This is a genomic window from Nocardioides albidus, from assembly GCF_006335005.1.
Taxonomy (GTDB): Bacteria; Actinomycetota; Actinomycetes; order Propionibacteriales; family Nocardioidaceae; genus Nocardioides; species Nocardioides albidus.
This window is the reverse complement of record NZ_VDMP01000019.1, coordinates 122,277-145,763: the sequence shown is the minus strand read 5'-3', so window position 1 is coordinate 145,763 and position 23,487 is coordinate 122,277. Positions and strand designations below refer to the sequence as shown.

The following is a 23,487-nucleotide window of genomic DNA, read 5'->3' as shown; positions in this document are numbered from 1 at the left end:
GGCCGCAGGGGAAGTCGGCGTCAGCCGGGCCGGTGGGCGTCGACGACCGCGCGCAGCTCCCGGATCGCCGTCGCCGCACGGGCGCCGTCGGAGGCGTGGATGCCGAGCAGGGAGATCCGCTCGCCGTCGCCGAGGTCGAGGTAGGGCCACGGGGCACCCTGCGGGAACCGGACCGTGCCCACCTCCGTCCAGGCCAGGCGCCGGGTGCGGTAGCCGTTGACGACGGTGAGCCCGTCCGCGTGCGCGACCACCCGCGAGCGGGCCAGGGCGTTGAGCAGAGCCAGGCCGAGCAGGATGAAGAAGACGACCGTCGCCTTCTCCAGTCCCTTGACCGACGCCTTGGTCTGGGGCTCGAACTGGAACCACAGCCACGCGAAGGCACCGACGAGGACCACCCCGAACACGGCGGCGGCCAGCCGGGGGCCGAGGGGGCGCCAGGTGCGTGGAAGGGAGGGCACCTCGAAGGACACCTCAGAGCCGGCAGGCGTGGATGTCGGTGGTGAGGATCGCGCGCGCGCCGAGGGCGAACAGCTCGTCCATCACGCGCTGGGCGCTGGCCCGCTGGACCATCGAGCGGACCGCGACCCAGCCCTCGCGATGGAGCGGGCTGACCGTGGGGCTCTCGATGCCGGGGGTGAGCGCGATGGCCTGCTCGACCTTCTCGGCGCGGATGTCGTAGTCCATCATCACGTAGGCACGGGCCACCAGGACGCCCTGAAGCCGCCGGGTGAAGACCTCCAGCGCCCCGGGATCGGCACCCGGCCGGGTGATCATGACGGCCTCGGACTCGAGGATGACGTCGCCGAAGACCTCGAGACCCGCGTTGCGCAGCGTCGAGCCGGTCTCCACGACGTCGGCGATCGCGTCCGCGACACCGAGCTGGATGCTCGTCTCCACCGCTCCGTCGAGACGGACGACGGTGGCCTCGACGCCGAGCGCCGCGAGGTAGCGCCGTACGACGCCGTCGTAGGACGTCGCGATCCTCTTGCCGGCCAGGTCCTCGGCCTTCTCGGCGGTGCCCGGCCGGGCGGCGAAGCGGAACTTCGAGCGGCCGAAGCCGAGCTGGAGCGCCTCCGTGGCGGTCGCGTGGGAGTCGAGGAGCAGGTCGCGGCCGGTGATGCCGGCGTCGAGCGTGCCCTCGCCGACGTACAGCGCGATGTCGCGCGGGCGCAGGTAGAAGAACTCGACGTCGTTGTCGGGGTCGAGCTTGGTGAGCTGCTTGGAGTCCGAGCGCTGGGCGTAGCCGGCCTCGCGCAGCATCCCCGAGGCTGCCTCGGAGAGGGCGCCCTTGTTGGGGACGGCGATCTTGAGCATGGTGCCTTCCTACGTGAGACCCGGGGTCTCAGAGGTGTGCGTAGACGTCGTCGAGCGAGAGTCCGCTCGCGATCATGAGGACCTGGGCGTGGTAGAGCAGCTGGCTGATCTCCAGCGCGGTGGCGTCCTTGCCCTCGTGCTCGGCGGCCATCCAGGACTCAGCGGCCTCCTCGATCAGCTTCTTGCCGATCGCATGGACCCCGGCGTCGAGCTGCCGAACGGTGCCGGACCCCTCGGGCCGTGTCCGTGCCTTGTCGCTGAGCTCTGCGAACAGCTCGTCGAACGTCTTCACGGGAGGTCAGCCTACGGCGTAGCCGCGCCGGATCCGCTTCAGGGTCGCTGCGGTCTGCAGGGCGGCCGAGGCCGCCTCGTAGCCCTTGTCCTCGCTCGAGCCCTCCAGGCCCGCGCGGTCCAGCGCCTGGTCCTCGGTGTCGCAGGTCAGGACGCCGAAGCCGATCGGGATGTGGTGGTCGAGCGAGACCCGGGTGAGGCCGTCGGTCGCCGCGTTGCAGACGTACTCGAAGTGGGGGGTGCCGCCCCGGATGACGACGCCGAGCGCGATCACGGCGTCGTACGACGGCGCGAGGGCCGCCGCGGTGACGGGCAGCTCGAAGGTGCCGGGGACGCGCACCACGACGGGCGCCTCGATCCGGTGGTCGGCGAAGGCGCGCTGCGCGCCGGCGATGAGGCCGTCCATCACCTGGGTGTGCCAGCTGGCCGCGACGACGGCCACGCGCAGGTCGTGGCAGTCGATGGGCGCGATGTCGGGGGCGCCGTGTCCGGCCATGTCAGTTGACTCCTTCGAGGTCGAGATCGAGGTCGGGGAGGTCGTGGCCCATGCGGTCGCGCTTGGTCAGCAGGTAGGCGAGGTTGTGGCCGTTGGGGTGGGGCGTGAGCGGCACGCGCTCGGTGACGGTGACGCCGTAGTCCTCGAGCGAGGTGACCTTGTCGGGGTTGTTGGTCAGCAGCCGCACCTCGGAGATGCCGAGGTCCTTGAGGATCTGGGTCGCGGCACCGTAGTGACGGGCGTCGGCGGGCAGGCCGAGGTCGAGGTTGGCGTCGACCGTGTCGCGGCCGCCGTCCTGCAGCTGGTAGGCCTGCAGCTTGGCGACCAGGCCGATCCCCCGGCCCTCGTGCCCGCGGAGGTAGACCACGACGCCGCGGCCCTCCTCGACGATCCGGTCCATCGCCTCGTTGAGCTGGGGGCCGCAGTCGCATCGGCTCGAGCCGAACACGTCGCCGGTGAGGCACTCCGAGTGCACCCGGGTCAGCACCGGTCCCCCGTCGGTGAGGCTCGCCGGGTCGCCGTACACGAGCGCGACGTGCTCGCTGCCGTCGACGGTGATCGTGTAGCCGATCGCCGTGAAGTCGCCGTGCGTGGTGGGGAGCCGGGTCTCGGCCTCGCGCACCACGTGGGTCTCGACGCGACGCCGGTAGCGGACCAGGTCCTCGATCGAGATCATCGCCAGGCCGTGCTCGTCGGCGAACGCGCGCAGCTCGGGGGCGCGCTTCATGGTCCCGTCGTCGTTGACGACCTCGACCAGCACGCCGGTCGGCGTGAGCCCGGCCAGGCGGCACAGGTCGACCGCGGCCTCGGTGTGGCCGCGTCGGACCAGCACGCCGCCCTCGCGGTAGCGCAGCGGGAACACGTGCCCCGGGCGGGTGAGCTCCCACGGCTCGGTGGCCGAGTCGGCGAGGACGCGCACGGTGTGGGCGCGGTCGGCCGCGGAGATGCCGGTGCTGACGCCGTCGCGGGCATCGACCGAGATCGTGTACGCCGTGCGGTAGGCGTCCTTGTTGTGCGGGGTCATCAGCGGGATCTCGAGCCGGTCGAGCATGGCGCCGGGCATCGGCGCGCAGATCACGCCGCTGGAGTAGCGGATCGTGAACGCCATCAGCTCCGGCGTCGCCTTGCTGGCGGCGAAGATGATGTCGCCCTCGTTCTCGCGGTCCTCGTCGTCGACGACGACGACGGCCTTGCCGGCAGCGATGTCGGCGATCGCTCGCTCGACCGGGTCCAGTCGCACGGACATTGTCAGTTCTCCTTGTTGCTTGCGCCGGTGTAGGCGCGGACGAGCTTCTCCACGTGCTTGGCGATGACGTCGACCTCGAGGTTGACCTGGTCGCCCACGGCACGGAAGCCGAGCGTCGTGCGGGCCAGGGTCTCGGGGATGAGGCTGACCGTGAACGTGTGGTCGCCGGCCTCGACGACGGTCAGCGAGGTGCCGTCGACGGTGATCGAGCCCTTGTCGACGAGATAGCGGCCCAGCTCGTCGGGCATCTTGATCTCCACGACCTCCCAGTGCTCGCTGGGGGTGCGGGCGACGACCTCGCCGACGGCGTCGACGTGTCCTTGGACGACGTGACCGCCGAGGCGCTTCTCGGCCGTGACCGCGCGCTCGAGGTTGACCCGGTCGCCCACCTCCAGGCGTCCGATGCTCGTCTTCGCGAGGGTCTCGGCCATCACGTCCGCGGTCCAGGTGCTGTCGGTGCGCTCGGCGACCGTCAGGCAGCACCCGTTGACGGCGATGGAGTCACCGAGGCCCGCGTCGGACAGGGTCACGTCGGAGGCGATGGTGAGCCGGATGGCGTCCCCCTGGTCCTCGACGGCGGTGACGGTGCCGAGCTCCTCGACGATGCCGGTGAACAATCCTTCAGCTCCTCTTCGTGGGACGCATGATCATGCGCACGTTGGCCTCGGCTCCCTCGCCGACGACCGTGGTGTCGACGAGTGCGAGGTGCAACGCGTCGGCGATCGTGCCGATTCCGAGGTCCCCGACGGCGCTGGTGCCCGCGCCGAGGAGCATCGGGGCGACATAGGCGACCACCTCGTCGACCAGGCCGGCCCGCAGGAAGGCGGCGGCCAGGGTCGGCCCGCCCTCGAGGAAGACGTGACTGCGGCCGTGGTCGGCGTACAGGGTGCGCAGGGCCTGGGCCGGGTCGTGGGTGCGCAGGTGCACCGACGGCGCGGAGTCGTCGAGGACCTTGCGGTCGGCGGACAGCTCACGCTCCCCCATGACGACACGCAGCGGCTGCTCGCCGACCGGCTCGTCGTCGTCGCCGCGGACGGTCAACCGGGGGTCGTCGACCTCGACGGTGTTGGTGCCGACGAGCATGGTGTCGCACAGGCCGCGCAGGACGTGGGTGTCGCGGCGCGCGGCGGACGAGGAGACCCAGCGCGAGGTGCCGTCCTCGGCCGCGCTGCGACCGTCCACGGTCGTCGCGAGCTTCCAGGTCACGAACGGCCGGCCGTTGAGGTGCGCGAAGGTCCAGGCGCGGTTGATCTCGGCGGCCTCGTCGGCGAGCAGCCCGGCGTCGACCTCGAGACCAGCCTCGAGCAGGGTGTCCATCCCGCCCGCGGCCTGCGGATTGGGATCGCGCTGGGCGATCACCACGCGGGCGACGCCGGCGTCGACGAGCGCCTGGGCACAGGGGCCGGTGCGGCCGGTGTGGTTGCACGGCTCGAGCGTCACCACCGCGGTCGCGCCGCGAGCCCGGTCACCGGCGGCCGTCAGCGCCTCGATCTCGGCGTGCGGCGTGCCCGCGCCGTGGTGGTAGCCCTCGCCGACGGTCGAACCGTCGGGGGCGAGCAGCACGCAGCCCACCCGCGGGTTGGGGTGCAGCGGCACCCCGGGGGTCGCTGCCAGCGCGAGGGCACGACGCATCGCGTCGTACTCACGGGTGAACGTCTCCGCCACCGGCCACCGCCTCTCGTCGTCCTGGACGCGGACTCCGGGGCTTGCCTGGTGCGCGGCGTCCTCCCCGGTTCGGGGAGTCCGTCGGACACTCGTGCGTGCACTTCCCATCCGGACTTTCACCGTCGGTCCAGGAGTTCCACCTGGTCAACCGACCGCTGGCTGCGATCGGGTCGCGGACTGTCACCGCCGGTTCGGACTCTCACCGACCCCAGAGCACGCGAGCTCTTGGGATCCATGGTGGCACAACCCGACCCGCGGCGGGCCGTGGGTCCGGTCACTGGGAGTCGGTACCGTCGCGGCATGTCGTATCCCCCACCCCTGTACGACGGCGACGGCGAGGTCTCGGCCTGGGTCCGTCCCGGCTCCGACGGCCCCGACCTCGTCTACCCCAACGGCAACCGGGTCCACTACCTGGCGCGCGGCGAGGCGACCGGCGGCCTGTTCGGTCTCTACCGCTGGGAGTTCTCCGAGGCGGTCAGCGGACCGAGTCCCCACTTCCACCGCAGCATCTCCGAGTCGTTCTACGTCCTCGAGGGCGAGGTGCGGATCCACACCGGCTCGGCGTGGACGACCGCTCGGTCGGGCGACTTCCTGCACGTCCCGCCCGGCGGGATCCACGGCTTCCGCAACGAGTCCGGCGCTCCGGCCTCGATGCTGCTGCACTTCGCGCCGGGTGCGCCGCGCGAGCCGTACTTCGAGGGTCTGGACCGGCTCGCCCGGGGCGAGGAGTGGACGCCGGCGGAGTACGACGCGTTCATGCGCGAGCACGACAACGTGTGGGTCGAGGAGTAGGCGCCCGGTCAGGGCTGGATCCAGTCAGGCCGACAGGATCAGCCCGCTCGTCGGCACGCCGGTGCCGGCGGTGACCAGCACGTGGTGGGCGTCGGCGACCGGGTTGACCGAGGTGCCGCGGATCTGGCGTACGGCCTCGGCGATGCCGTTCATGCCGTGGATGTAGGCCTCGCCGAGCTGGCCGCCGTGGGTGTTGATCGGCAGCCGGCCGCCGACCTCGATCGCACCGTCCCTGACGAAGTCCTTGGCCTCGCCACGACCGCAGAAGCCGAGCTCCTCGAGCTGCATGAGGACGTAGGGCGTGAAGTGGTCGTAGAGCACCGCCGTCGGCAGGTCCGCGGGCGTGAGGCCGGACTGCCGCCACAGCTCGCGACCGACGACGCCGATCTCGGGGATGCCGATGTCGTCGCGGTAGTAGGACGTCATCACGAACTGGTCCTTGCCCGAGCCCTGGGCGGCAGCGGCGACGTACGCCGGCCGCTGGGCCAGGTCCCGGGCACGCTCGGCCGAGACGATGACGAGGGCGACGGCCCCGTCGGACTCCTGGCAGCAGTCGAGGAGGCGCAGCGGGTCGGCGATCATGCGGGACGCCTGGTGGTCCTCGAGGGTGATCGGCCTGCCGAAGAAGAAGGCGGCCGGGTTGGTGGCGGCGTGCTTGCGGTCGGCGACGGCGACGTGGCCGAAGTCCGCGGAGGTGGCGCCGTACTCGTGCATGTAGCGGCGGGCCTGCATCGCGACGGTGGCGGCCGGGGTGGACAGGCCGAGGGGGTAGGTCCAGGCGTTGTCGAGGCCGTTGGTGTTGACCTGTTGCGCCGCCCACGCCGACACCTGGCCGAAGCGGTCGCCGGAGCGCTCGTTGAAGCCGCGGTAGGCGACCACGACGTCGGCGACGCCGGTGGCCACGGCCATCGCGGCCTGCTGGACGGTGGCGCAGGCGGCGCCGCCGCCGTAGTTGATCCGGCTGAAGAAGCGCAGCTCACCGATGCCGAGCTCGCGGGCCACGGCGATCTCGGAGGAGGTGTCCATGGTGAAGGTGACCAGGCCGTCGACGTCGGCGGGGCCGAGGCCGCAGTCGGCGAGGGCGTGACGGACGGCCTCGACGGAGAGCTGCAGCTCGGAGCGGCCGGATGCCTTGGAGAACTCGGTGGCGCCGATGCCGGCGATCGCGGCCCTGCCGCTGAGGGTGCGGCTCATGCCGCGATCCGGACCGTGCCGACGACGTGGTCGCCGAGCGAGACCGCACCGACGACCTCGACGGTGGCGACGCCGTCCTCGATCGCGGTGACCTCGCCGGAGAAGGTGAGGGTGTCATAGGGGTACGCCGGCGCACCGAGCCGGATCGCGACCCCCCGGATCTGCACGTCGGGGCCCGCCCAGTCGGTGACATAGCGCTCGCACAGCGCCGTCGAGGTGAGGATGTTGACGAAGATGTCCTTCGAGCCGGCCGCCCGGGCGATGTCGCGGTCGTGGTGGACGTCTTGGAAGTCGCGAGTGGCGATCGCGGTCGAGACCACCAGGGTCGGGGTGATCGGGAGGCTCCACTCGGGGAGCCGGTCGCCCACGTTCAGCTCAGCGCTCATCGCTCCGCCTTCGTCCAGATCGGGAGGGTCAGGTCGTCGTCGACCACGTTCCAGCCGACGCGCACGCGGTCGCCGATCTCGACCGGGCCGGTCATCTCCGCCACCATCCGCACACCCTCGTCGAGGTCCACGAGCGCGATCACCAGCGGCAGCTGCTTGCCGGGCACCTGCGGGGCGTGGTGGATGACATAGGAGAAGACGGTCCCCGTGCCCGCTGCGACGACGTGGCCGCGGTCGAGGGCGCCGCAGTCCGGGCACGCCGGGCCGGGCGGGTGGCGCAGCACGCCGCAGGCGTTGCAGCTCTGGATGCGCAGCTCGCGGCTCGCCGTACCTTCGAAGAAGTAGGCGTTGTCCCGGTTGACGACCGGGCGCACCGGGCCGCTCATGCCTGCTCCTCGTCTGCCTGCGCTCGCTCGGTCGCCTTCGGGACGAACTTCAGGACCCGGAAGAGCATGGTCGCGACCCGCTCGTCGCCGACGTACCAGGTGTTGCGCGAGGTCACGAAGTAGCCGACCCCCATGCCGGTCGCCTTCGGCCCGACGACGGAGTCGAGCGCGGTGGTCACCCGCACCCGCTCCCCCACGCGCAGGTAGCGGTCGTAGGACTGCTCGCAGTTGGTGCCGAGCACGGCGGTGAAGCCGGCGGCGGTGAGCGCTCGCATCATCGAGTGCAGCGGGTCGTCCTCGGACGGCTTGCCGCCCAGGCCGTACATCGTCCACACCTGGGCCATCGAGGGCGGCGCCTCGCCCGCCGTGAAGCGCGGGTTGTCGAGGCCCATCGCCTCGAGCCAGTTGTTGATCGTCGGCTGGTTGACCTCGTCGCGGGCGACCCGCTCGGCGGCCTCGCCCCAGCCCTTGATCCGCTCCGCCTCGGCCATGATCCTCTCGTGGACGTCGGCCTCGACGAGCTCGACCACCGGGTCGCCGGTCATCGCGGCACCCGCGGCAGGCCGAGGCCGAACATCGAGATCAGCTCGCGCTGGACCTCCTGGACCCCGCCACCGAAGGTGAGCACGAGGTTCCGCTTGGCCTGCGCGTCGAGGTAGTCGAGCAACTCCCTGGTCGCCGGCTCCCCGGCGTCCCCGTGGCGGTGCACGAGCGCGATCAGGTCGGCCAACAGGTGCTGCACCTGGTCGGAGGCGAACACCTTCGACGACGACGCGTCCGCCACCTTGATCTCGCCGGCGGCCGCGGCACGGGCGACCTCCCAGTTGAGCAGCTCGTTGACCCGGAAGACCGCGGTCGCCCGGCCCAGCACGTCCCGCACGTCGGCCCGGTCGCGCACGCCGGCGGCGTCGGCCCACCGGACGACGCGGTCGCGCAGGCCCTCGATCCGGCCGGCGGGGCCGAGCATGACCCGCTCGTGGTTGAGCTGGGTGGTGATCAGCCTCCAGCCCTGGTTCTCCTCCCCGACGAGCATGTCGACGGGGACCCGGACGTCGTTGAAGTACGTCGCGTTGACGTGGTGGGATCCGTCGGCTGTGATGATCGGTGTCCAGCTGTAGCCGGGGTCCTTCGTGTCCACGATCAGGATCGAGATGCCCTGGTGCTTGGGTGCGTCCGGGTCGGTGCGGACCGCGAGCCACAGGTAGTCGGCCTGGTGACCGCCGGTGGTCCACATCTTCTGGCCGTTGACCAGGTAGTACGGGTCGCCGTCCCCTTCGACCAACCGCGCCGTCGTGCGCAGCGAGGCGAGGTCGGTGCCGGCGTCGGGCTCGCTGTAGCCGATCGCGAAGTGCACGTCGCCCTTGAGGATGCGCTCCAGGAAGAGCGCCTTCTGCTTCTCGGTGCCGTACGTGATCAGGGTCGGGCCGACGGTCTGCAGGGTGACGGACGGCAGGTGCACGTCGGCGTACTGCGCCTCGTTGGCGAAGATCGTCTGCTCGACCTCGCCGAGCCCGTGGCCGCCGTACTCCTTCGGCCAGCCGACGCCCATCCAGCCGTCGTCCCCGAGGCGGCGGATCATCCGCTCGTACGTCGGTCCGTGCCGGTTCCAGGCGCCCTCGACCGGGTCGGGGTCGTGGATGCCGGCGAACTCGGCCGCGACGCCGCCGAAGTAGTCGCGCAGCCGCGCCTTGAGGGCGCGCTGGTCGTCGGTGAGCTCGAGGTTCTTCGTGGCGGCGGCCTCGACGGGGACCTCGGCGGCCGTGGTGTCGAGGGCGTGGGCGAGGTCGGTGCCCCAGGTCGTCATGGCGACGAGCGGGTAGGTGATGTCGACGCCCATGCCGCCGTGGAGGTGGTGGCAGGTGCGCAGGGCGTAGGGCGCGACCTGGCTCGCCCAGTAGCCGGCGACCGCGAGGTCGTCGTCGGCCGGGAGGCCCTCGGCGACCCGCCATACGGCGTTGTCGGCGACCAGGTCGAGGGTGCGCGAGGCGACGTAGACGTCGGCCATCTGCAAGGACACGGCCTGGAACTCGGCGAGCGAGCGGCCGAACTGCCGGCGGCCCTTGACGTAGTCGGCCGTCAGGTCGCGGGCACCGGCGAGCACGCCGGCCGCCGTGACGGCGAGGCCGGCGCGGGCCAGGTCCCGCAGCCGCGCGGCGGCTCCCGTGCCGCCGTCGGCGAGCGGCTCGGCCGGCGCCCCGTCGAGGACGACGGTGTGCCGCGGGAGGGCGCTGGACGCGCTCGCGGGGAGCAGGGTGACGCCGGGGCCGGCGGGGTCGACCAGCACCACGACCTCACGCTCGCCGTCCTCGGCGACGACGAGGAGTCGGGCTGCCTGCGAGGCGTTGGTCACGGCGAGCTTGCGGCCGCTGACCACGCCGTCGACGTACGTCGCGTCACCGCGCAGCGCGGGCGTGACGACCAGCTCGCCGGACGCGATGCCGGGGAGCAGCTCCTTGCGCTGGGCGTCGGTGCCGTGCTCGGCGAGGGCGAGGGCCCCGCAGCACAGCGTTTCCCACACCGGGACCTGGATGCCGGCCCGGCCCGTCTCGCGGAGTAGGACGGCGACCTCGGTGAGGCCCAGTCCTTCGCCACCATGCTCCTCGGGCACGGGCAGGGAGGTCAGTCCGGCCGCGGCCCACGCCGCCCAGTCGCGGGCGTCGGAGTCCCGCTCGAGCACCTCGCCGACGACGGCACGGACCGCGTTGATCGCCTCTGCATCCACAGGGAAACTGTAACGTGTTCTAATCTGGTCCGCATGGGTGCCGTCTCACTGATCGACGTCGCGCGCCGTCGCGTCGAGCTGCCACCGACCCGGATCCCCCCGGGGCGGATGGTGGAGCTGCCGGGCCGCGGCGGTGCGACGTACGTGACCGACACCCCGGGGCCCCACCCGGAGTCTCCCACGCTCGTGCTGCTGCACGCGCTGGGCACGACCGGCCTGCTCACGTGGTTCCCCTCGATCGAGCCGCTCTCGCGACGGTTCCGCGTGGTCACCCTCGACCAGCGCTGGCACGGACGCGGCATCAGGAGCGACGAGTTCAGCCTCGTCGACTGCGCCGACGACGTCGCCGCGCTGATCGACGTGCTGGACCTGCGCGACGTGGTCGTCGGCGGCTACTCGATGGGATCGGTGGTGGCGCAACGGGTGTGGCGCCAGCACCCGTCGCTGGTGCAGGGCCTGGTGCTCGGCGCCACGACGGACCGCTTCCAGCTGACGCCGGCCGAGCGTGCCTTCTTCCTCGGGATGGGCAGCACGATGCTCGCGCTGCGGGGCATCTCCCGCTCGCGGACCGCACGGCGCGCAGCCCGGGCGGCCGCCGGAGCCGCCGACCTCCAGCCCGCGGACCTGCACGAGTGGGCGCTGCGCGAGTTCCGCTCGACCAGCCCCTGGGCGGTCGGACAGGCGCTCGCCGCGCTCGGCCGGCACCACTCGCGCCCGTGGCTCGCGCGCATCGACGTGCCGACCGCGGTCGTGGCCATGATGCGCGACCGCGTCATCCCCACGGACCGCCAGCTGGCACTGGCCCGCGCGATCCCCGGCGCGACCGTGCACGAGGTCGACGACGGGCACGCCGGCTGCGTGCTCGGGGCCGAGAGATTCGTGCCGCGCTTCGTGGAGGCGGCCGCGACCGTCAACGCGCGCCGTCGGGACTTCCGGCGTCCACCGCCGCGCTGAGGCGATCGAGCTCGGCCGGGAAGTGGCGCACCAGCGCGTCGGTGTCGGGCATGGACTCGCGGCAGGCGATCGCGCCGACGTGCATCTGCCCGGCGTTCGACATCACGGTGATGTTGAGTCCGGCGCCGTGGAAGACCGGCCCGAGGGGGCAGAGCGCGTCGATCCGGGCACCCATGAAGTAGAGCGGGATCGGCGGGCCGGGCACGTTCGAGATGACCAGGTTGTGCACCACCGGGTGCCGCTCGGCGAGGCGCAGGTTCGCGTAGGCGCGCACGGCGAGGCCGAAGGTGCGGGGCGCGGCGAACTCCGCCCAGTCCTGGAGGGCGTCGGCGCTGATCGCGTTGTGGTGCTCCTTGGCGTGCCGGTTGCGCTCGGCGAGCATCCGCAGGCGCTCCAGCGGGTCGTCGATGTCGGTGCCGAGCTTGGTGAACAGCGCGGACACCTTGTTGGCGCCGGTCGAGCGGCGCGAGCTGTCGCGCACGCTGACAGGCACCGTGGCCAGCAGCGAGGACTCCGGCAGCTCGTCGCGCTCGGCGAGGTAGGCGCGCAGCGCGCCACCGCAGATCGCGAGCACGACGTCGTTGACCGTCGTACCGGTCACCTTCTTGACCCGGCGGATCTCCTCGAGATCGAGGTCGGCCATGGCGATGGAGCGGTGGGACGTGATGGTGCCGTTGAACGACGTGCGCGGGGCGGAGAACGGCGCGGCCATGGCGGTCCCCTGCCGGGCGCGGCCGATGCTCTTGGTGATCAGCTCGGCCGAGGGCTTGAGCACCTTGACCAGGGTGACGGGCCGGGTGGCCGTGCCGATGACGGCGCGGCCGAGCAGTTCGCCGCGACCGGGGTCGCGGGGGTGGGGGACGTTCTCCGGCACGAGGGGCGGCGCGTCCGGCTCCAGCGAGCACAGGTGGGAGATCAGGTTCGCGCCGGAGACGCCGTCGACGGTCGCATGGTGCATCTTCGCGAACACGACGACCTTCTCCCCCGCCCCCTCCTCGGGCCGGTAGCCCTCGATCACCCACATCTCCCACAGCGGGCGGGAGCGGTCGAGCGGAAGGGAGGCCAGGTGAGCGCACAGGTCCATCAGCTCGGCATAGCCGCCCGGCGTGGGCAGCGCGAGGCGGTGCACGTGCCGCTCGATGTCGAAGCTCCTGTCGCGCACCCACACCGGGTGGTCGAGGCCGAGCGGGACACCACGGACCTTGCGGGTGAAGCCCGGCACGTCGCGCACGCGGGCCGCGATCTCGTCCTGCATCGCGGCGAAGGCGTACGGCGTCGTCATGGTCGCGGGGTCGAGCACCATGACGGCGCAGACGTGCATCAGTTGCGCGGGCGTCTCCAGATAGAGAAAGCTCGCATCGAGCCCGGACAGCCGATCCATGGAAACCCCCTGGAAGTAGAACCTGTATCAGTTTCTCACAACGATCCGGATATCCTCGGGTCATGGGATTCGTACGGCGCCAGTTGGTGACCGCGGCGCTGACCGCCAACGCCATCCGCCCCCTCCCCGGCTCCCGGGCGGGGATCCCGGCGTTCTTCGCCGGCTGGCTGACCGGCGAGCTCGCGCCCCAGGTGCTCGGCCTGACCGTCGCCGACGCCGCAGCCCACGCGCGCGGATCCCGGCGGGACCGGCGCGGGCTGGCCCTGGCCGGCCTGTCGGCCGCGGGGCTCGCCTATCTGATCCGTCAGAGCCGGCGGGCCGTCGACGACGCGGAGGACGCGCTGGTCGAGGGGCTCGGCGTCGACTACGTCGAGCAGCTCGACGCGAAGCCCACGCCGGCGGAGCTGGCGACGCCCTGGCGGCGGATCGCCAATCCGTTCGCGTTCCGCCGGGCGGCCCGCCGCGCGGGGATCGAGGTGCACCGCGACATCCCGTACGCGCCGTACGGCCGTCGGGGCCTGCTCGACGTCTACACCTCGGAGGTCACGCCGGCCGCGGGCGCACCCGTCCTGCTGCAGGTGCACGGCGGCGCTTGGACGATCGGCGACAAGGAGCAGCAGGGTCTGCCCCTCATGCAGCACCTCGCCGCGAAGGGCTGGGTCTGCGTCGCGATCAACTACCGTCTCGCGCCCCGCGATCCGTGGCCCGCGCAGATCGTCGACGTCAAGGCGGCGATCGCGTGGATCAAGGAGCACATCGCGGACTTCGGGGGCGATCCGTCGTACGTCGCGATCACGGGTGGCTCCGCCGGCGGTCACCTGGCCGCACTGGCCGCGGTCACCCCGAACGCACCGGAGTTCCAGCCGGGCTTCGAGACCGCCGACACCAGTGTCCAGGCGGCGGTCCCCTACTACGGCGTCTACGACTGGGCGGGTGCGACCGGCCTGCGATCCGCCGAGCTGATGCGCGACACCTTCCTCGCCCCGCGCGTGGTCCGGCGGCGCTTCCGCGACGCGCCGGAGGTCTTCGAGCAGGCCTCGCCCCTGCTGCGGGTCTCCCCCGACGACCCCGACTTCTTCGTGATCCACGGATCGCGCGACACCCTCGTCGATCCCGCTCAGGCCCGCTCCTTCGTCGAGGCGCTGCGCGCCACCTCGAAGCGCACGGTCGTGTACGCCGAGCTGCCGGGAGCCCAGCACGCCTTCGACATCTTCCCCTCGATCCGCTCCCAGCACCTGGTGCGGGCCACGGACCGGTTCCTGACCTGGCACTGGAACGTCTGGCGCCGCGAGCAGCTCTCCACAGGCCCGGACGGCTCGCTGGATCCATCGGCCGACGCGACGTAGGGTCCGTGCACGACCACCAACCGGAGGAGCCGTTCGACGCGCACGACGCCCGGTTCGATCAGATCGACAGCACCCTGGCCGAGATCCTGCGCCGCCTGCCCGAGCCCCCGACAGGCCCCCGGAGCAGCTGAAGGAACCTAGCGAGGCAGGCCGAGGATCCGCTCGGCGGCGACGTTGCGCAGGATCTGCGTGGTGCCGCCGGCGATGGACAGGCAGCGGGTGTTGAGCTGCTCCCACACGTCGGCGGCGAGGGGGTCGTCGGACTCCTTGCCGAGCGGACCGAGCAGGGCGAGGGCGTCGCCCTGGAGCCGGACCACGAGCTCGGAGGAGTCCTGGCGGCTGCGGACGCCGAGCAGCTTGGCGACGCTCGACTCCGCGCCGGGGCCGTGGCCACCGAGCGCGCGCAGGGTGGTGCGGACGCCGAGCAGGGCACACACGGTGGCGAGCGCCACCTGGCGGCCGATCTCGACGCGCTCGACGGGGCCGAGGTCGCGGGAGGCGGCGAGCTCGACGGCGCGCTCGACGCTCTTGGTCAGCCGGGTGCCGGCCATCGCGACGCGCTCGTTGGCCAGCGTCGTGCGCGCCAGTCTCCAGCCGTCGCCGGGCTCCGCGACGACGCACTCGTCCGGGACGAGGACGTCGTCGAGGAAGACCTCGTTGAACAGCGCCTCGCCGGTGATCTCGCGCAGCGGGCGCACCTCGATGCCGGCGGCGCGCATGTCGACGAGGAAGTAGGTGATGCCCTTGTGCTGCGGGACGTCGGGATCGGTCCGCGCCAGGCAGATGCCCCAGTCGGCCCGCTCGGCGACCGACGTCCACACCTTCTGCCCCGTCAGCGACCAACCGCCCTCGACCCTCACCGCGCGGGTGCGCAGGGAGGCGAGGTCGGAGCCGGAGCCGGGCTCGGAGAACAGCTGGCACCAGGTGAGCTCGCCGAGCAGCGAGGGCCGCACGAACCGCTCGCGCTGCGCGTCGGTGCCGTGGGCGAGGATCGTCGGGAGGGCCCACCCGGCGATCACCAGGTCCGGTCGTACGACGCCCGCGCGGCCGAGCTCCTGATCGATGACGATCTGCGTGGCGGGATCGGCGCCGAGGCCGTAGGGCGGCGGCCAGTGCGGCGTCAGGTAGCCCGCGTCGACGAGTGCGCTCCGCTGCTCCCCCGCCGGCAGCGCCGCGATCCGCTCGGCGGTGGCGCGAGCCTGCGGACGGACCGCCGCGTCGCGGCCCTCGAGGTCGACGTCGACCCGGCGTCGTACGCCGGCGACGGCGGCGGCGGTCACCCGCTCGGCAGCATCGTCGGCGGAGCCGACGAGAGCACGCAGGGTCAGAGCGCGACGCAGGTAGAGGTGGGCGTCGTGCTCGTAGGTGAAGCCGATGCCGCCGAGCACCTGGATGCAGGACTTGGCGACCTCGACGGCGCCGTCGAAGCAGGTGACGAGGGCGACGTCGACCGCGAAGGCCCACTGCTCCTCGCCGGCCCGCCCCGAATCCCGTGCCGTCGCCGCCGCGGCCGCGTCCCAGGCCGCCGCGGTGACGGCCTCGGCGGTCTCGAGCATCTGGGCACACAGGTGCTTGATCGCCTGGAAGGAGCCGATCCTCTGCCCGAACTGCTCGCGGACTCCTGCGTAGTCGACCGCCGTCTCCAGGCACCAGCGGGTCACGCCCGCCGCCTCGGCGGCCGCGAAGGTGATCGCGGTGCGCCGCGCGGCGGGGTCGGCGAGTCCCGGACCGGTGCCGCGGGCGTGGCGCGCCGAGAGGTCGATGCCGGGCGCAGGGGTGCCGCGGCCCGCCGTACCGCCGTCCCAGATCACGCCGTCGTCGTCGAGCTGGACGCCGTGCCGTCCGGGCTCCCGGCTCAGTGTGCTGCCGATCGCGGCGCCGAGCAGTCCGCCCGGCAGCAGCTCGTGGGCGCAGGCCTCCAGCGCGACCGCTTGGTCGAGCACGGTCCCGCCGCCACCACCGTCGCCCTCGGGTACGGCGATCGCGTGGACCCCCATCTCCTCGATCGCAGCCCAGATCGGTGCGAAGTCCGCCGCCACGTCGCCCTCCGCGGCGCGGACCGCCTCGATCGGGGACAGGCTCGACGCCCACTTGCGCAGGCTGTCGGCGAGCTCGACCTGCTCGTCGGTGATGCCGATCGACATGATGCTCCTCAAGAACTAGAACGCGTTCTAACTCTACTAGAGTGCGGGAGTGACCGACACCATGCCGTCCGACCTCCTGGACCACGCCCGCCGCGCGAAGGGCTTCATGCCCGAGGACGAGGGCGCCCTGCTCCACCGGGTCGCGCTCGAGCGACTGCCCCACGGGCCGGTGCTCGAGGTCGGCACCTACTGCGGCAAGTCCGGGATCTACCTCGGCGCCGCCGCGCAGCAGGTCACCCGCGACACGGGCACGACAGCGGTCGTGTTCACCGTCGACCACCACCGCGGCTCCGAGGAGAACCAGGCCGGCTGGGAGCACCACGACGCCAGCGTCGTCGACCCGGAGTTCGGACTGATGGACACCCTGGGCCAGTTCCGCAAGAACATCGCGCGGGCCGGCCTCGAGGACCACGTCATCGCCGTCGTGGGCCGCTCCACGACCGTCGCCGCCCATTGGCGCACGCCGCTCTCGCTGCTGTTCATCGACGGCGGGCACGGCGAGGAGCCGGCCCGCGACGACTACCGCGGCTGGGCGCACTGGGTCGGGTCGGGCGGCTTCCTCGCCATCCACGACGTCTTCCCCGACCCTGCCGACGGCGGGCGGCCGCCGTACGAGCAGATCTACCTGCCGGCACTGGCGAGCGGCGCGTTCACGGAGGTGGCCCACCAGGGCTCGCTCCGCGTGCTGCGGCGCGACTCAGGCGCGGCCGGAGACCCGCTCGACTGAGGGGCATTCGCACTCGAGGGCGATCTCGGCGAAGTGCGGCGCCAGCGAGGTCCCGCGCATGATCCCGGAGCCGGGCGTGGCGTGGCCGTAGGTCTCCCCGAGCGCGTCGACCGCCAGGATCACCGCCGCGGCCGTGTAGGTCGTGTGCTCGTGCGGCCAGTGCACGTCACGCGGCTCGCCTTCCGGCGCAGGACGCGTCGGGTCGGCGTAGACCCATCCGGTCCAGTACCGGCCGTCCTCCTCGCGCAGGTGCTGGACGTCGGCCAGCAGTGTCCGCGCCCGCCTGCTCGAAGCCGGGTCGCCGAGGACGTCGAGCGCCATGGCGAGCTCGCAGGTCTCCGCGCCGGTGACCCAGGGATTGGTGTCGACGCAGTGGATCCCGAGGCCCGGGACGACGAAGTCGTCCCACCGGCGCGCGATCAGGTCGCGGGCCGCGTCGCCGCGGACCGGCCCTCCGAGGACCGGGTAGTACCAGTCCATCGAGTAGGTCGACTTGTCCGCGAACCGGTCGGCGTGGCTGCGCACCGCGTGTCCGAGGCGGCCGCCGGCGAGCTCCCACTCGGGCTGGGGGTCGTCCATCAGGTCGGCAAGCGCCACGCCGGCACGCAGGGAGTGGTAGATGCTGGAGTTGCCCGTGAGCAGGCAGAAGTCGTCGACCGGCGTCCAGCGGATGCCGCCGAAGGGCTCCTGCAGGGACACGACGAAGTCGAGCCCGGCGCGCACGGAGGGCCAGTAGCGCTCGACGAAGCGGATGTCGCGACGCACCAGCCAGTGGTGCCACAGGCCGACGGCGAAGTACGCCGACATGTTGACCTCGCCCCGCTCGTCCTCGGCCGCCCCGCCGACGATCTTCATCGGCCAGGAGCCGTCGGCGCGCTGCAGGGTGGGGATCCAGGCATAGGCGCGCTCCGCCGCGTCGACCTGCCCGCCGACCAGCATCGCCATGGCGGCCTCGACGTGGTTCCAGATGTCGACGTGCTCGCCCGTGGTCCACGGCACCGCCCCGCACGGCTCCTGCATGGCGGCGATGGCCGCCGCGGTGTCGGCCACCTCCTGCGCGGACAGCACGCCGTCGACGTACGGCAGGCGGCTCAGCGGCACCTCGGGCGTGGCGGCCCCGCTCACGCCGCCTCCGGCTTCCGGAAGTACAGCACCATGCTCTTGCCGATCACCGGGTCGAGCACCTTGCCGGCGAGCCGGAGCGCCGTGGGCTGCTTCATGATCTCCCAGACCAGCAGCTTGTGGTACGCCTTGGCGAGCGGGTGGGTGTCGTTGTCGACGCCGACCGCGCACTTGATCCACCAGTACGGCGCGTGCAGGCCGTGGGTGTAGCTCTTGCCCTCGAACACCATGGCCTCGCCGGGGGTGCCGTCGTTGAGGCGGCCACCCTTGGTGACCTTGTCGACGAGCTCGTGGTCGGTGTAGATCCGGATGTGACCGCCCTCCGCGTTGTGGTAGTCGGCGGAGAGGCGCCAGTTGATCACCTCGGGCAGCCAGCGGGGCACGGTGACGGCGAGGGTCCCGCCCGGCCGCAGCACGCGGATCAGCTCGCGGATCGCGGCGACGTCGTCGTGGATGTGCTCGAGGACCTCCGAGCAGACGATCCGGTCGAACTCGCCGTCGGCGAAGGGCAGCGCGAGGGCGTCGCCCTGCTTGACGTCGGCCTCGGCGCCCTCGGGCACCTCGCCGGCCTCCTTCATCGCCACGAACAGGTTGCGGACGTTCTCGAGCTCCTCGGCGTCGAGGTCGAAGGCGATCACGTCGGCGCCGCGGCGGTACATCTCGAAGCTGTGCCGGCCGGCTCCGGCGCCCATGTCGAGGACGCGGTCGCCGGCGCGCAGGCCGAGGCGGTCGAAGTCAACGGTCAGCATGTCGTCAGTCCTTCTCGGTGGTTGAGGTGCGAGCGCCAGCGAGCCTCGAAACCTTCTGCTCGGCGTTCTCGGCCCGGTACTCCGCGATCACGTCCTCCAGCACGGCCGCGGTGCTCGCCGCGACCGCGGTCCAGCTGAACAGCTCCTTGACCCGGCGCCGGCCCGCAGCACCCATCTCGGCACGGCGGGCGGGGTCGTCGAGCAGGGCGGCCAGCGCCGTGGTGAGCGCACCGACGTCACCGGGCTCCACGACGTCGGCGCACAGGCCGTCGGGACCGACGACCTCCGGGATGGCTCCGGCCCGCGAGACGACGAGCGGGGTCTCGCACGCCATCAGCTCCGCGGTCGGGAGCGAGAAGCCCTCGTAGAGCGAGGGCACGCAGGCCAGCTCGGCCGAGCCCATGAGGGCGACCAGCTCGTCGTCGGTGAGACCGTTGGCGAAGGACACGCGCTCGGCGATGCCGAGCTTGTCGATCAGCTTCTCGGTCACCCCGCCCTCCTTGGGCTTGGTGACGAGCACCAGCTCGAGGTCGCGCTCGACGACCAGCTTGGCGAAGGCCTCGAGGAGGACGGAGATGCCCTTGAGGGGCGCGTCGGCGCTGGCCATCGCGAGGATCCGCCCGGGCACGCGGGGCGCGGCGGGCGGGGTGAACCGGTCGTCGACACCGAGCAGGATCGTCTCGATCCGCGCCGGGTCGACCTTGAACTCGCGGACGACGTCGCGCTTGGACGACTCTGACGGCACGATGACGCGGCGCAGGCGGGGAGCGGTGCGCTTCTGCTGGCTCAGGAAGGAGTACCAGCGCCACACGCCGATCTTGGGCAGCTCGAGGCGCCACCGGGACCCGTCCTTGAGCTTGGCCCAGGCAGCGGAGGCGAGCTCGATGCGGCGGTCCATCGTGATCGGGTGGTGGATCGTCGTCGCGAGCGGGAGACCGACCGTCGCGGGATCCTCGATCGCGAGCAGCGGCGTCGCCAGGGTCTGGTTGTCGAAGACGACGTCGAAGTCGTCACGGCGCTCGCGCAGCAGCCTCACCACGCGCTTGCTGAAGGTGACGGGCTCGGGGAAGGCGCCGCTGCGCATGGTCAGCCACTCCTCGACGTCCACGAGGTCGCGGAACTCCCCCGGGCTCGGGTTGCGGAACTCGTCGCCGGGCCGGTAGAGGTCGAGACTCGGCACCTTCGTGAGGGTCACTCCCTCGTCGAGGTCCGGGTAGGGCTGCCCGGAGAACACCTCGACGGTGTGGCCGAGTGCGGCGAGCTCGCGCGTGAGCCGCCGGATGTAGATCCCCTGCCCGCCGACGTGCGGCTTGCTGCGGTAGGACAGCATCGCGATTCGCATCAGGTGCTTCTCCCCTTGTCGAGCTCCCGGGGAGCAAGGCCGAAACGAGAACGTAGTGGAACGTGTTCCAAATTATGCGCTACTTCCCGGTAGCCTATCGACTGGGTCCATAACGACCCGCCTCGTCACACCACTCCAGGGGGACCCTTCGTGAGCATCGCGAACCCGTCCACGTCCGAGGACCTCGGATCGGCCGCCCAGCGCGAGCGTCGCAAGAGGATCCTCGACGCGACCTACGACCTGGCCACGTCCGGCGGGTTCGACGCCGTCCAGATGCGTGCGGTCGCCGAGCGTGCCGACGTGGCCCTCGGCACGCTCTACCGCTACTTCCCCTCGAAGATCCACCTGCTCGTCTCCGCGCTGGGCCGCCAGTTCGAGGACGCCTCGGCGCGCCTGAACGAGCGCGAGATCCCCGGCGACACGCAGGCCGAGCGCGTGCTCTACGTCCTCAAGCGGATGGCCCGCGGCATGCAGGGCGACCCCAAGCTCACCGAGGCGCTCACCCGCGCCTTCATGTTCGCCGACAGCAGCGTGAGCAACGAGATCCACGTGGTGGGGATGGCGATGACCACGATCGTGACCCACGCGATGCACGGGGGCACGCCCGACGAGGGCGCGATCACCGAGGACGACGTCGCCATCGCGCGCGTCATCGGCGACGTGTGGCTCTCCGCCCTGGTGGCGTGGGTGACCGGCCGCTCCACCGCCGAGGAGACGGCGGCCCACATGGAGAAGGCCGTGCACCTCATTCTGCGTGACTAGGCCGAGCGCGTCGTTCCATCGACGGCTGCGGACGGTCGCTCGCTGCGCTCGGACCGCCCTTGCCGCGGACGCCGCCGGCCTCTTCGCGCTGGTCACGCCCCGAACGCGTGGGTCGAGGTGACACCACCGTCGACGGCGATCTCGGCGCCGTTGACGTACGACGACTCGTCGCTGGCCAGGAACACGTAGACCGGCGCGATGTCCGCGGGCGTGCCGACGCGCCGCAGCGGCACCTTGCTCGCGCCGTACTCCATCGCGGCGTCGCCGCCGTGGACGCGCGTCATCGGGGTGTCGATCATGCCGGGGTGCACGGAGTTGACCCGGATGCCCTTGGGCCCGAGCTCCATCGCCGCGCACTTGGTCATGCCGCGGATCGCCCACTTGGTGGCGGCGTACGCCGTGCACGACGCCATGCCGGCCAGGCCCTCGACCGACGAGGCGTTGATGATCGAGCCGCCGCCTGCCTTGCGCATCGTGCGGGTCACCGCCTGCATGCCGAGGAAGCAGCCGAGCTGGTTGACCCGCCAGAGCAGCTCGACCTCGTCCGCGGGCATCCGCTCGATGTCGCCGAAGCGCAGGATGCCGGCGTTGTTGGCGAGCACGCTCACCGTGCCGAAGCGGCCGTTGGCGTCCTCGACGAGGCTGGCCCAGGACCCGGCGTCGCTGACGTCGTGGTGCACGAAGTGAGCGGCCGCACCGAGCTCGTCGGCCAGCGCCTGGCCCTGCTCCTTGGCGACGTCGGCGATGACGACGCTCGCCCCCTCGGCGACGTAGGCGCGCGCGATCTCGGCGCCCTGGCCCATCGCGGCGCCGGTCACGATCGCGACCTTGTCGTCCAGACGTCCCATCACACACTCAGCCTCATGATCGAGTCGGCGGCGAAGCCGACGTGGGGGTCGCGGTCGGCGAAGAAGCCGCCGAGCTGCTTGTCGAGGTCCTCGGCGGTCCACAGGTCGCCGGAGGCGTCGAAGCGCTCCTCGACGACCGGCGCGGCGACGACGGCCACCATGCCGCCGTAGACGACCATGACCTGGCCGGTGATCCGCTCGGCGGCCGGCGAGGCGAGATAGGCCACGACCGGCGCGACGTGCTCCGGCGAGTAGGGGTCGACGGCCTTCCCGGACTCGTCCTCGCCGAAGACGGCCGCCGTCATCGCGGTGCGGGCGCGCGGGCAGATCGCGTTGGCGCGCACCCCGATGCGCGAGAGCCCGCGGGCGGTCGAGAGGGTCAGGGCCGCGATGCCGGCCTTGGCGGCGGCGTAGTTGGCCTGGCCCGGCGAGCCGCCGAGGAAGGCCTCGGAGGCCGTGTTGACGATGCTGCCGTAGACCGTCCCGGACTCGCTCTCCTTGGCCTTGCCGCGCCAGTACGCCGCGGCGTTGCGCGAGAGCAGGAAGTGGCCGCGCAGGTGGACCGCGATGACCGCGTCCCACTCGTCGTCGCCGAGGTTGAAGAGCATCTTGTCGCGCGTCATCCCCGCGTTGTTGACGACGATGTCGAGGCCACCGAGCTGCTCGACCGCGGCGGCGACCATGGCGTCGGCCGTCTCGCGCCGGCTCACGTCACCGGGTACGACGACCGCCTCGCCACCGAACCCGCGGATCTCCTCCGCGGCCTCGTCGCCGGCTCCCGGCAGGTCGTTGACGACGACCCGGGCACCGGCCCGGGCCAGGGCGATCGCCTCGGCCCGGCCGAGACCGGCGCCGGCGCCGGTGACGACGGCCACCTTGCCGTCGAGGCTGGTGCTACCGGTGGTGCTGCTGGTGGTGCTGCTGGTGGTGCTGCTGGTCACGCGTCGTCCTCCACGAGGGTGATGGCGGCGCGCGGGCAGGCCGCGACGGCGCGCTTGACGTTGTCGATGCTCTCGTCGGTGGTGTGCTCGGTGTGCAGCTGGAGGAAGTCGTCGTCGTCCAGCTCGAACACCTCGGGAGCCATCGCCTCGCACAGGCCGTTGGACTCGCACAGGTCGAAGTCGACCTTGATCTTCATCGGTTGCCCTCTCGTCAGGTCATCTTCCGGTGGTCCCAGGACGCGACCCGCTCGGGGTGGACGATCACGCCCACCCGCTTGGTCGCCTGCTTCCGCACCGCCTGCATGCCGATCTCCCCGAGCGACTCGAACGAGTCGGCGCCGACCATGCGGGTCGCGACGGCCGAGCCGATCTCGAAGATCGTGTCGGGGTCCCGGACGATCTCGGCGCGTCCCTCGATCGAGACGCCGCGCAGCTCGAAGTAGTCGGTGCCGTCCTCGACGAGCGCGGTCACCCGCGGGTCGCGGTCGAGGTTGAGGATCTTCTGGCTGCGGCCGTACGTCCAGAACGCGATCCGCTGGTCGCGCACGACGTAGAACAGCGTGGTGAGGTGCGGGAAGCCGTCGCGGCCGTTGGCCGCGACCTGCACCTTGAGGTTCTCCCCCAGCAGCGTCTGGACCTCCTCGTCGCTCAGCTTGACCTGGTCGCGCCCCGAGCTCAT

General features: G+C 72.0%; 27 protein-coding genes and 1 riboswitch. Of the genes, 6 read left to right on the top strand and 21 right to left on the bottom strand.

The window, feature by feature from the left end:
* Positions 1-20: 20 nt before the first annotated feature.
* Genes FHP29_RS06585 through ribD form a run of 7 tightly spaced genes read right to left on the bottom strand, consistent with a single transcriptional unit; the run spans position 21 to position 4,979 of the window.
* Positions 21-458, bottom strand: a complete 438-nt coding sequence (locus FHP29_RS06585; protein WP_240044353.1) for a PH domain-containing protein — start codon at positions 456-458, stop codon at positions 21-23.
* A 13-nt stretch (positions 459-471) separates the two neighbouring features.
* The gene (hisG, locus tag FHP29_RS06580) at positions 472-1,314 is read right to left on the bottom strand and encodes an ATP phosphoribosyltransferase (protein ID WP_139622054.1); all 843 of its coding nucleotides are present in this window, start codon (positions 1,312-1,314) and stop codon (positions 472-474) included.
* Between the two features lie 28 nt (positions 1,315-1,342).
* Positions 1,343-1,606: a phosphoribosyl-ATP diphosphatase gene (locus FHP29_RS06575; RefSeq protein ID WP_139622053.1), complete on the bottom strand. Its 264-nt coding sequence runs from the start codon at positions 1,604-1,606 to the stop codon at positions 1,343-1,345.
* Positions 1,607-1,612: 6 nt separating this feature from the next.
* On the bottom strand, positions 1,613-2,101 hold the full coding sequence (gene ribH / locus FHP29_RS06570) for a 6,7-dimethyl-8-ribityllumazine synthase (protein WP_139622052.1): 489 nt from the start codon (positions 2,099-2,101) through the stop codon (positions 1,613-1,615).
* 1 nt (position 2,102) lies between these two features.
* A complete protein-coding gene (locus FHP29_RS06565) occupies positions 2,103-3,347 on the bottom strand; it encodes a bifunctional 3,4-dihydroxy-2-butanone-4-phosphate synthase/GTP cyclohydrolase II (RefSeq protein ID WP_192903980.1) in 1,245 nt (414 codons plus the stop codon).
* 2 nt (positions 3,348-3,349) lie between these two features.
* Positions 3,350-3,964: a riboflavin synthase gene (locus FHP29_RS06560; RefSeq protein ID WP_139622051.1), complete on the bottom strand. Its 615-nt coding sequence runs from the start codon at positions 3,962-3,964 to the stop codon at positions 3,350-3,352.
* 4 nt (positions 3,965-3,968) lie between these two features.
* Complete coding sequence (gene ribD, locus FHP29_RS06555; protein WP_139622091.1) at positions 3,969-4,979, bottom strand: bifunctional diaminohydroxyphosphoribosylaminopyrimidine deaminase/5-amino-6-(5-phosphoribosylamino)uracil reductase RibD; 1,011 nt, start codon at positions 4,977-4,979, stop codon at positions 3,969-3,971.
* Positions 4,980-5,103: 124 nt separating this feature from the next.
* Positions 5,104-5,233: riboswitch (FMN riboswitch) on the bottom strand.
* A 79-nt stretch (positions 5,234-5,312) separates the two neighbouring features.
* Here ribD and FHP29_RS06550 point away from each other — a divergent pair.
* Positions 5,313-5,804, top strand: a complete 492-nt coding sequence (locus FHP29_RS06550; protein WP_139622050.1) for a cupin domain-containing protein — start codon at positions 5,313-5,315, stop codon at positions 5,802-5,804.
* Between the two features lie 24 nt (positions 5,805-5,828).
* On the opposite strand, the gene FHP29_RS06545 is transcribed toward FHP29_RS06550, so the two are convergent.
* The 5 genes from FHP29_RS06545 to FHP29_RS06530 are packed head-to-tail and all read right to left on the bottom strand — an operon-like array spanning position 5,829 to position 10,492.
* Complete coding sequence (locus tag FHP29_RS06545; RefSeq protein ID WP_139622049.1) at positions 5,829-6,998, bottom strand: lipid-transfer protein; 1,170 nt, start codon at positions 6,996-6,998, stop codon at positions 5,829-5,831.
* A complete protein-coding gene (locus tag FHP29_RS06540; RefSeq protein WP_139622048.1) occupies positions 6,995-7,384 on the bottom strand; it encodes a MaoC family dehydratase in 390 nt (129 codons plus the stop codon). Before FHP29_RS06540 ends, FHP29_RS06545 begins: the two co-directional genes overlap by 4 nt.
* Positions 7,381-7,770, bottom strand: coding sequence for a Zn-ribbon domain-containing OB-fold protein (locus FHP29_RS22005; RefSeq protein WP_192903979.1), 390 nt, complete (start codon positions 7,768-7,770; stop codon positions 7,381-7,383). Before FHP29_RS22005 ends, FHP29_RS06540 begins: the two co-directional genes overlap by 4 nt.
* Positions 7,767-8,315 (bottom strand): FAS1-like dehydratase domain-containing protein, encoded by a 549-nt coding sequence (locus tag FHP29_RS22000; protein WP_192903978.1) that lies wholly within the window; start codon positions 8,313-8,315, stop codon positions 7,767-7,769. Before FHP29_RS22000 ends, FHP29_RS22005 begins: the two co-directional genes overlap by 4 nt.
* Complete coding sequence (locus FHP29_RS06530) at positions 8,312-10,492, bottom strand: acyl-CoA dehydrogenase family protein (RefSeq protein ID WP_139622047.1); 2,181 nt, start codon at positions 10,490-10,492, stop codon at positions 8,312-8,314. The genes FHP29_RS22000 and FHP29_RS06530 overlap by 4 nt, the downstream gene beginning before the upstream one ends.
* A 33-nt stretch (positions 10,493-10,525) precedes the next feature.
* Here FHP29_RS06530 and FHP29_RS06525 point away from each other — a divergent pair, with 33 nt between their 5' ends.
* Positions 10,526-11,446 (top strand): alpha/beta fold hydrolase, encoded by a 921-nt coding sequence (locus tag FHP29_RS06525; protein ID WP_139622046.1) that lies wholly within the window; start codon positions 10,526-10,528, stop codon positions 11,444-11,446.
* On the opposite strand, the gene FHP29_RS06520 is transcribed toward FHP29_RS06525, so the two are convergent.
* Positions 11,403-12,827, bottom strand: a complete 1,425-nt coding sequence (locus FHP29_RS06520) for a WS/DGAT/MGAT family O-acyltransferase (protein ID WP_139622045.1) — start codon at positions 12,825-12,827, stop codon at positions 11,403-11,405. The two genes, FHP29_RS06525 and FHP29_RS06520, sit on opposite strands and share 44 nt — an antisense overlap.
* 62 nt (positions 12,828-12,889) lie before the next feature.
* On the opposite strand from FHP29_RS06520, the gene FHP29_RS06515 reads away from it, so the two are divergent.
* Both FHP29_RS06515 and FHP29_RS23100 read left to right on the top strand, forming a co-directional pair.
* Positions 12,890-14,173 carry an alpha/beta hydrolase gene (locus tag FHP29_RS06515; RefSeq protein WP_139622044.1) on the top strand — a complete coding sequence of 428 codons (1,284 nt, stop codon included), beginning with the start codon at positions 12,890-12,892 and terminating at the stop codon, positions 14,171-14,173.
* 5 nt (positions 14,174-14,178) lie between these two features.
* A complete protein-coding gene (locus FHP29_RS23100) occupies positions 14,179-14,304 on the top strand; it encodes a hypothetical protein (RefSeq protein ID WP_275669421.1) in 126 nt (41 codons plus the stop codon).
* A gap of 6 nt (positions 14,305-14,310) precedes the next feature.
* Here FHP29_RS23100 and FHP29_RS06510 read toward each other — a convergent pair whose 3' ends face one another.
* Entirely contained in the window at positions 14,311-16,317 is a 2,007-nt protein-coding gene (locus tag FHP29_RS06510; RefSeq protein WP_139622043.1) for an acyl-CoA dehydrogenase family protein, read from the bottom strand.
* Between the two features lie 49 nt (positions 16,318-16,366).
* Here FHP29_RS06510 and FHP29_RS06505 point away from each other — a divergent pair, with 49 nt between their 5' ends.
* Complete coding sequence (locus tag FHP29_RS06505) at positions 16,367-17,044, top strand: class I SAM-dependent methyltransferase (RefSeq protein ID WP_240044352.1); 678 nt, start codon at positions 16,367-16,369, stop codon at positions 17,042-17,044.
* Here FHP29_RS06505 and FHP29_RS06500 read toward each other — a convergent pair.
* From FHP29_RS06500 to FHP29_RS06490, 3 genes are read right to left on the bottom strand one after another with little or no spacing between them, the layout of a single operon-like run.
* Positions 17,015-18,169 (bottom strand): prenyltransferase, encoded by a 1,155-nt coding sequence (locus FHP29_RS06500; protein ID WP_139622042.1) that lies wholly within the window; start codon positions 18,167-18,169, stop codon positions 17,015-17,017. The two genes, FHP29_RS06505 and FHP29_RS06500, sit on opposite strands and share 30 nt — an antisense overlap.
* Complete coding sequence (locus tag FHP29_RS06495; protein ID WP_139622041.1) at positions 18,166-18,915, bottom strand: class I SAM-dependent methyltransferase; 750 nt, start codon at positions 18,913-18,915, stop codon at positions 18,166-18,168. The genes FHP29_RS06500 and FHP29_RS06495 overlap by 4 nt, the downstream gene beginning before the upstream one ends.
* A gap of 4 nt (positions 18,916-18,919) precedes the next feature.
* Positions 18,920-20,257 (bottom strand): glycosyltransferase family 4 protein, encoded by a 1,338-nt coding sequence (locus FHP29_RS06490; RefSeq protein ID WP_139622040.1) that lies wholly within the window; start codon positions 20,255-20,257, stop codon positions 18,920-18,922.
* 150 nt (positions 20,258-20,407) lie between these two features.
* Between FHP29_RS06490 and FHP29_RS06485 the strand changes: the two genes are divergently transcribed.
* On the top strand, positions 20,408-21,019 hold the full coding sequence (locus tag FHP29_RS06485; RefSeq protein WP_139622039.1) for a TetR family transcriptional regulator: 612 nt from the start codon (positions 20,408-20,410) through the stop codon (positions 21,017-21,019).
* 92 nt (positions 21,020-21,111) lie between these two features.
* Here the strand turns inward: FHP29_RS06485 and FHP29_RS06480 are convergent, their stop codons facing one another.
* The 4 genes from FHP29_RS06480 to FHP29_RS06465 are packed head-to-tail and all read right to left on the bottom strand — an operon-like array spanning position 21,112 to position 23,487.
* A complete protein-coding gene (locus FHP29_RS06480; RefSeq protein WP_139622038.1) occupies positions 21,112-21,867 on the bottom strand; it encodes a glucose 1-dehydrogenase in 756 nt (251 codons plus the stop codon).
* Positions 21,867-22,808 carry a 3-oxoacyl-ACP reductase gene (locus FHP29_RS06475; RefSeq protein WP_139622037.1) on the bottom strand — a complete coding sequence of 314 codons (942 nt, stop codon included), beginning with the start codon at positions 22,806-22,808 and terminating at the stop codon, positions 21,867-21,869. Before FHP29_RS06475 ends, FHP29_RS06480 begins: the two co-directional genes overlap by 1 nt.
* Entirely contained in the window at positions 22,805-23,005 is a 201-nt protein-coding gene (locus tag FHP29_RS06470; RefSeq protein WP_139622036.1) for a ferredoxin, read from the bottom strand. The genes FHP29_RS06475 and FHP29_RS06470 overlap by 4 nt, the downstream gene beginning before the upstream one ends.
* Positions 23,006-23,019: 14 nt before the next feature.
* On the bottom strand, positions 23,020-23,487 hold the full coding sequence (locus FHP29_RS06465) for a pyridoxamine 5'-phosphate oxidase family protein (protein ID WP_139622035.1): 468 nt from the start codon (positions 23,485-23,487) through the stop codon (positions 23,020-23,022).

Coding starts and splice junctions, on each gene's coding strand:
- hisG (WP_139622054.1), bottom strand. CDS start 1,314: ATGCTCAAGATCGCCGTCCCCAACAAGGGCGCCCTCTCCGAGGCAGCC.
- ribH (WP_139622052.1), bottom strand. CDS start 2,101: ATGGCCGGACACGGCGCCCCCGACATCGCGCCCATCGACTGCCACGAC.
- FHP29_RS06565 (WP_192903980.1), bottom strand. CDS start 3,347: ATGTCCGTGCGACTGGACCCGGTCGAGCGAGCGATCGCCGACATCGCT.
- ribD (WP_139622091.1), bottom strand. CDS start 4,979: ATGCGTCGTGCCCTCGCGCTGGCAGCGACCCCCGGGGTGCCGCTGCAC.
- FHP29_RS06550 (WP_139622050.1), top strand. CDS start 5,313: ATGTCGTATCCCCCACCCCTGTACGACGGCGACGGCGAGGTCTCGGCC.
- FHP29_RS06545 (WP_139622049.1), bottom strand. CDS start 6,998: ATGAGCCGCACCCTCAGCGGCAGGGCCGCGATCGCCGGCATCGGCGCC.
- FHP29_RS06540 (WP_139622048.1), bottom strand. CDS start 7,384: ATGAGCGCTGAGCTGAACGTGGGCGACCGGCTCCCCGAGTGGAGCCTC.
- FHP29_RS22005 (WP_192903979.1), bottom strand. CDS start 7,770: ATGAGCGGCCCGGTGCGCCCGGTCGTCAACCGGGACAACGCCTACTTC.
- FHP29_RS22000 (WP_192903978.1), bottom strand. CDS start 8,315: ATGACCGGCGACCCGGTGGTCGAGCTCGTCGAGGCCGACGTCCACGAG.
- FHP29_RS06525 (WP_139622046.1), top strand. CDS start 10,526: ATGGGTGCCGTCTCACTGATCGACGTCGCGCGCCGTCGCGTCGAGCTG.
- FHP29_RS06520 (WP_139622045.1), bottom strand. CDS start 12,827: ATGGATCGGCTGTCCGGGCTCGATGCGAGCTTTCTCTATCTGGAGACG.
- FHP29_RS06515 (WP_139622044.1), top strand. CDS start 12,890: ATGGGATTCGTACGGCGCCAGTTGGTGACCGCGGCGCTGACCGCCAAC.
- FHP29_RS06510 (WP_139622043.1), bottom strand. CDS start 16,317: ATGTCGATCGGCATCACCGACGAGCAGGTCGAGCTCGCCGACAGCCTG.
- FHP29_RS06495 (WP_139622041.1), bottom strand. CDS start 18,915: ATGCTGACCGTTGACTTCGACCGCCTCGGCCTGCGCGCCGGCGACCGC.
- FHP29_RS06490 (WP_139622040.1), bottom strand. CDS start 20,257: ATGCGAATCGCGATGCTGTCCTACCGCAGCAAGCCGCACGTCGGCGGG.
- FHP29_RS06480 (WP_139622038.1), bottom strand. CDS start 21,867: ATGGGACGTCTGGACGACAAGGTCGCGATCGTGACCGGCGCCGCGATG.
- FHP29_RS06470 (WP_139622036.1), bottom strand. CDS start 23,005: ATGAAGATCAAGGTCGACTTCGACCTGTGCGAGTCCAACGGCCTGTGC.
- FHP29_RS06465 (WP_139622035.1), bottom strand. CDS start 23,487: ATGAGCTCGGGGCGCGACCAGGTCAAGCTGAGCGACGAGGAGGTCCAG.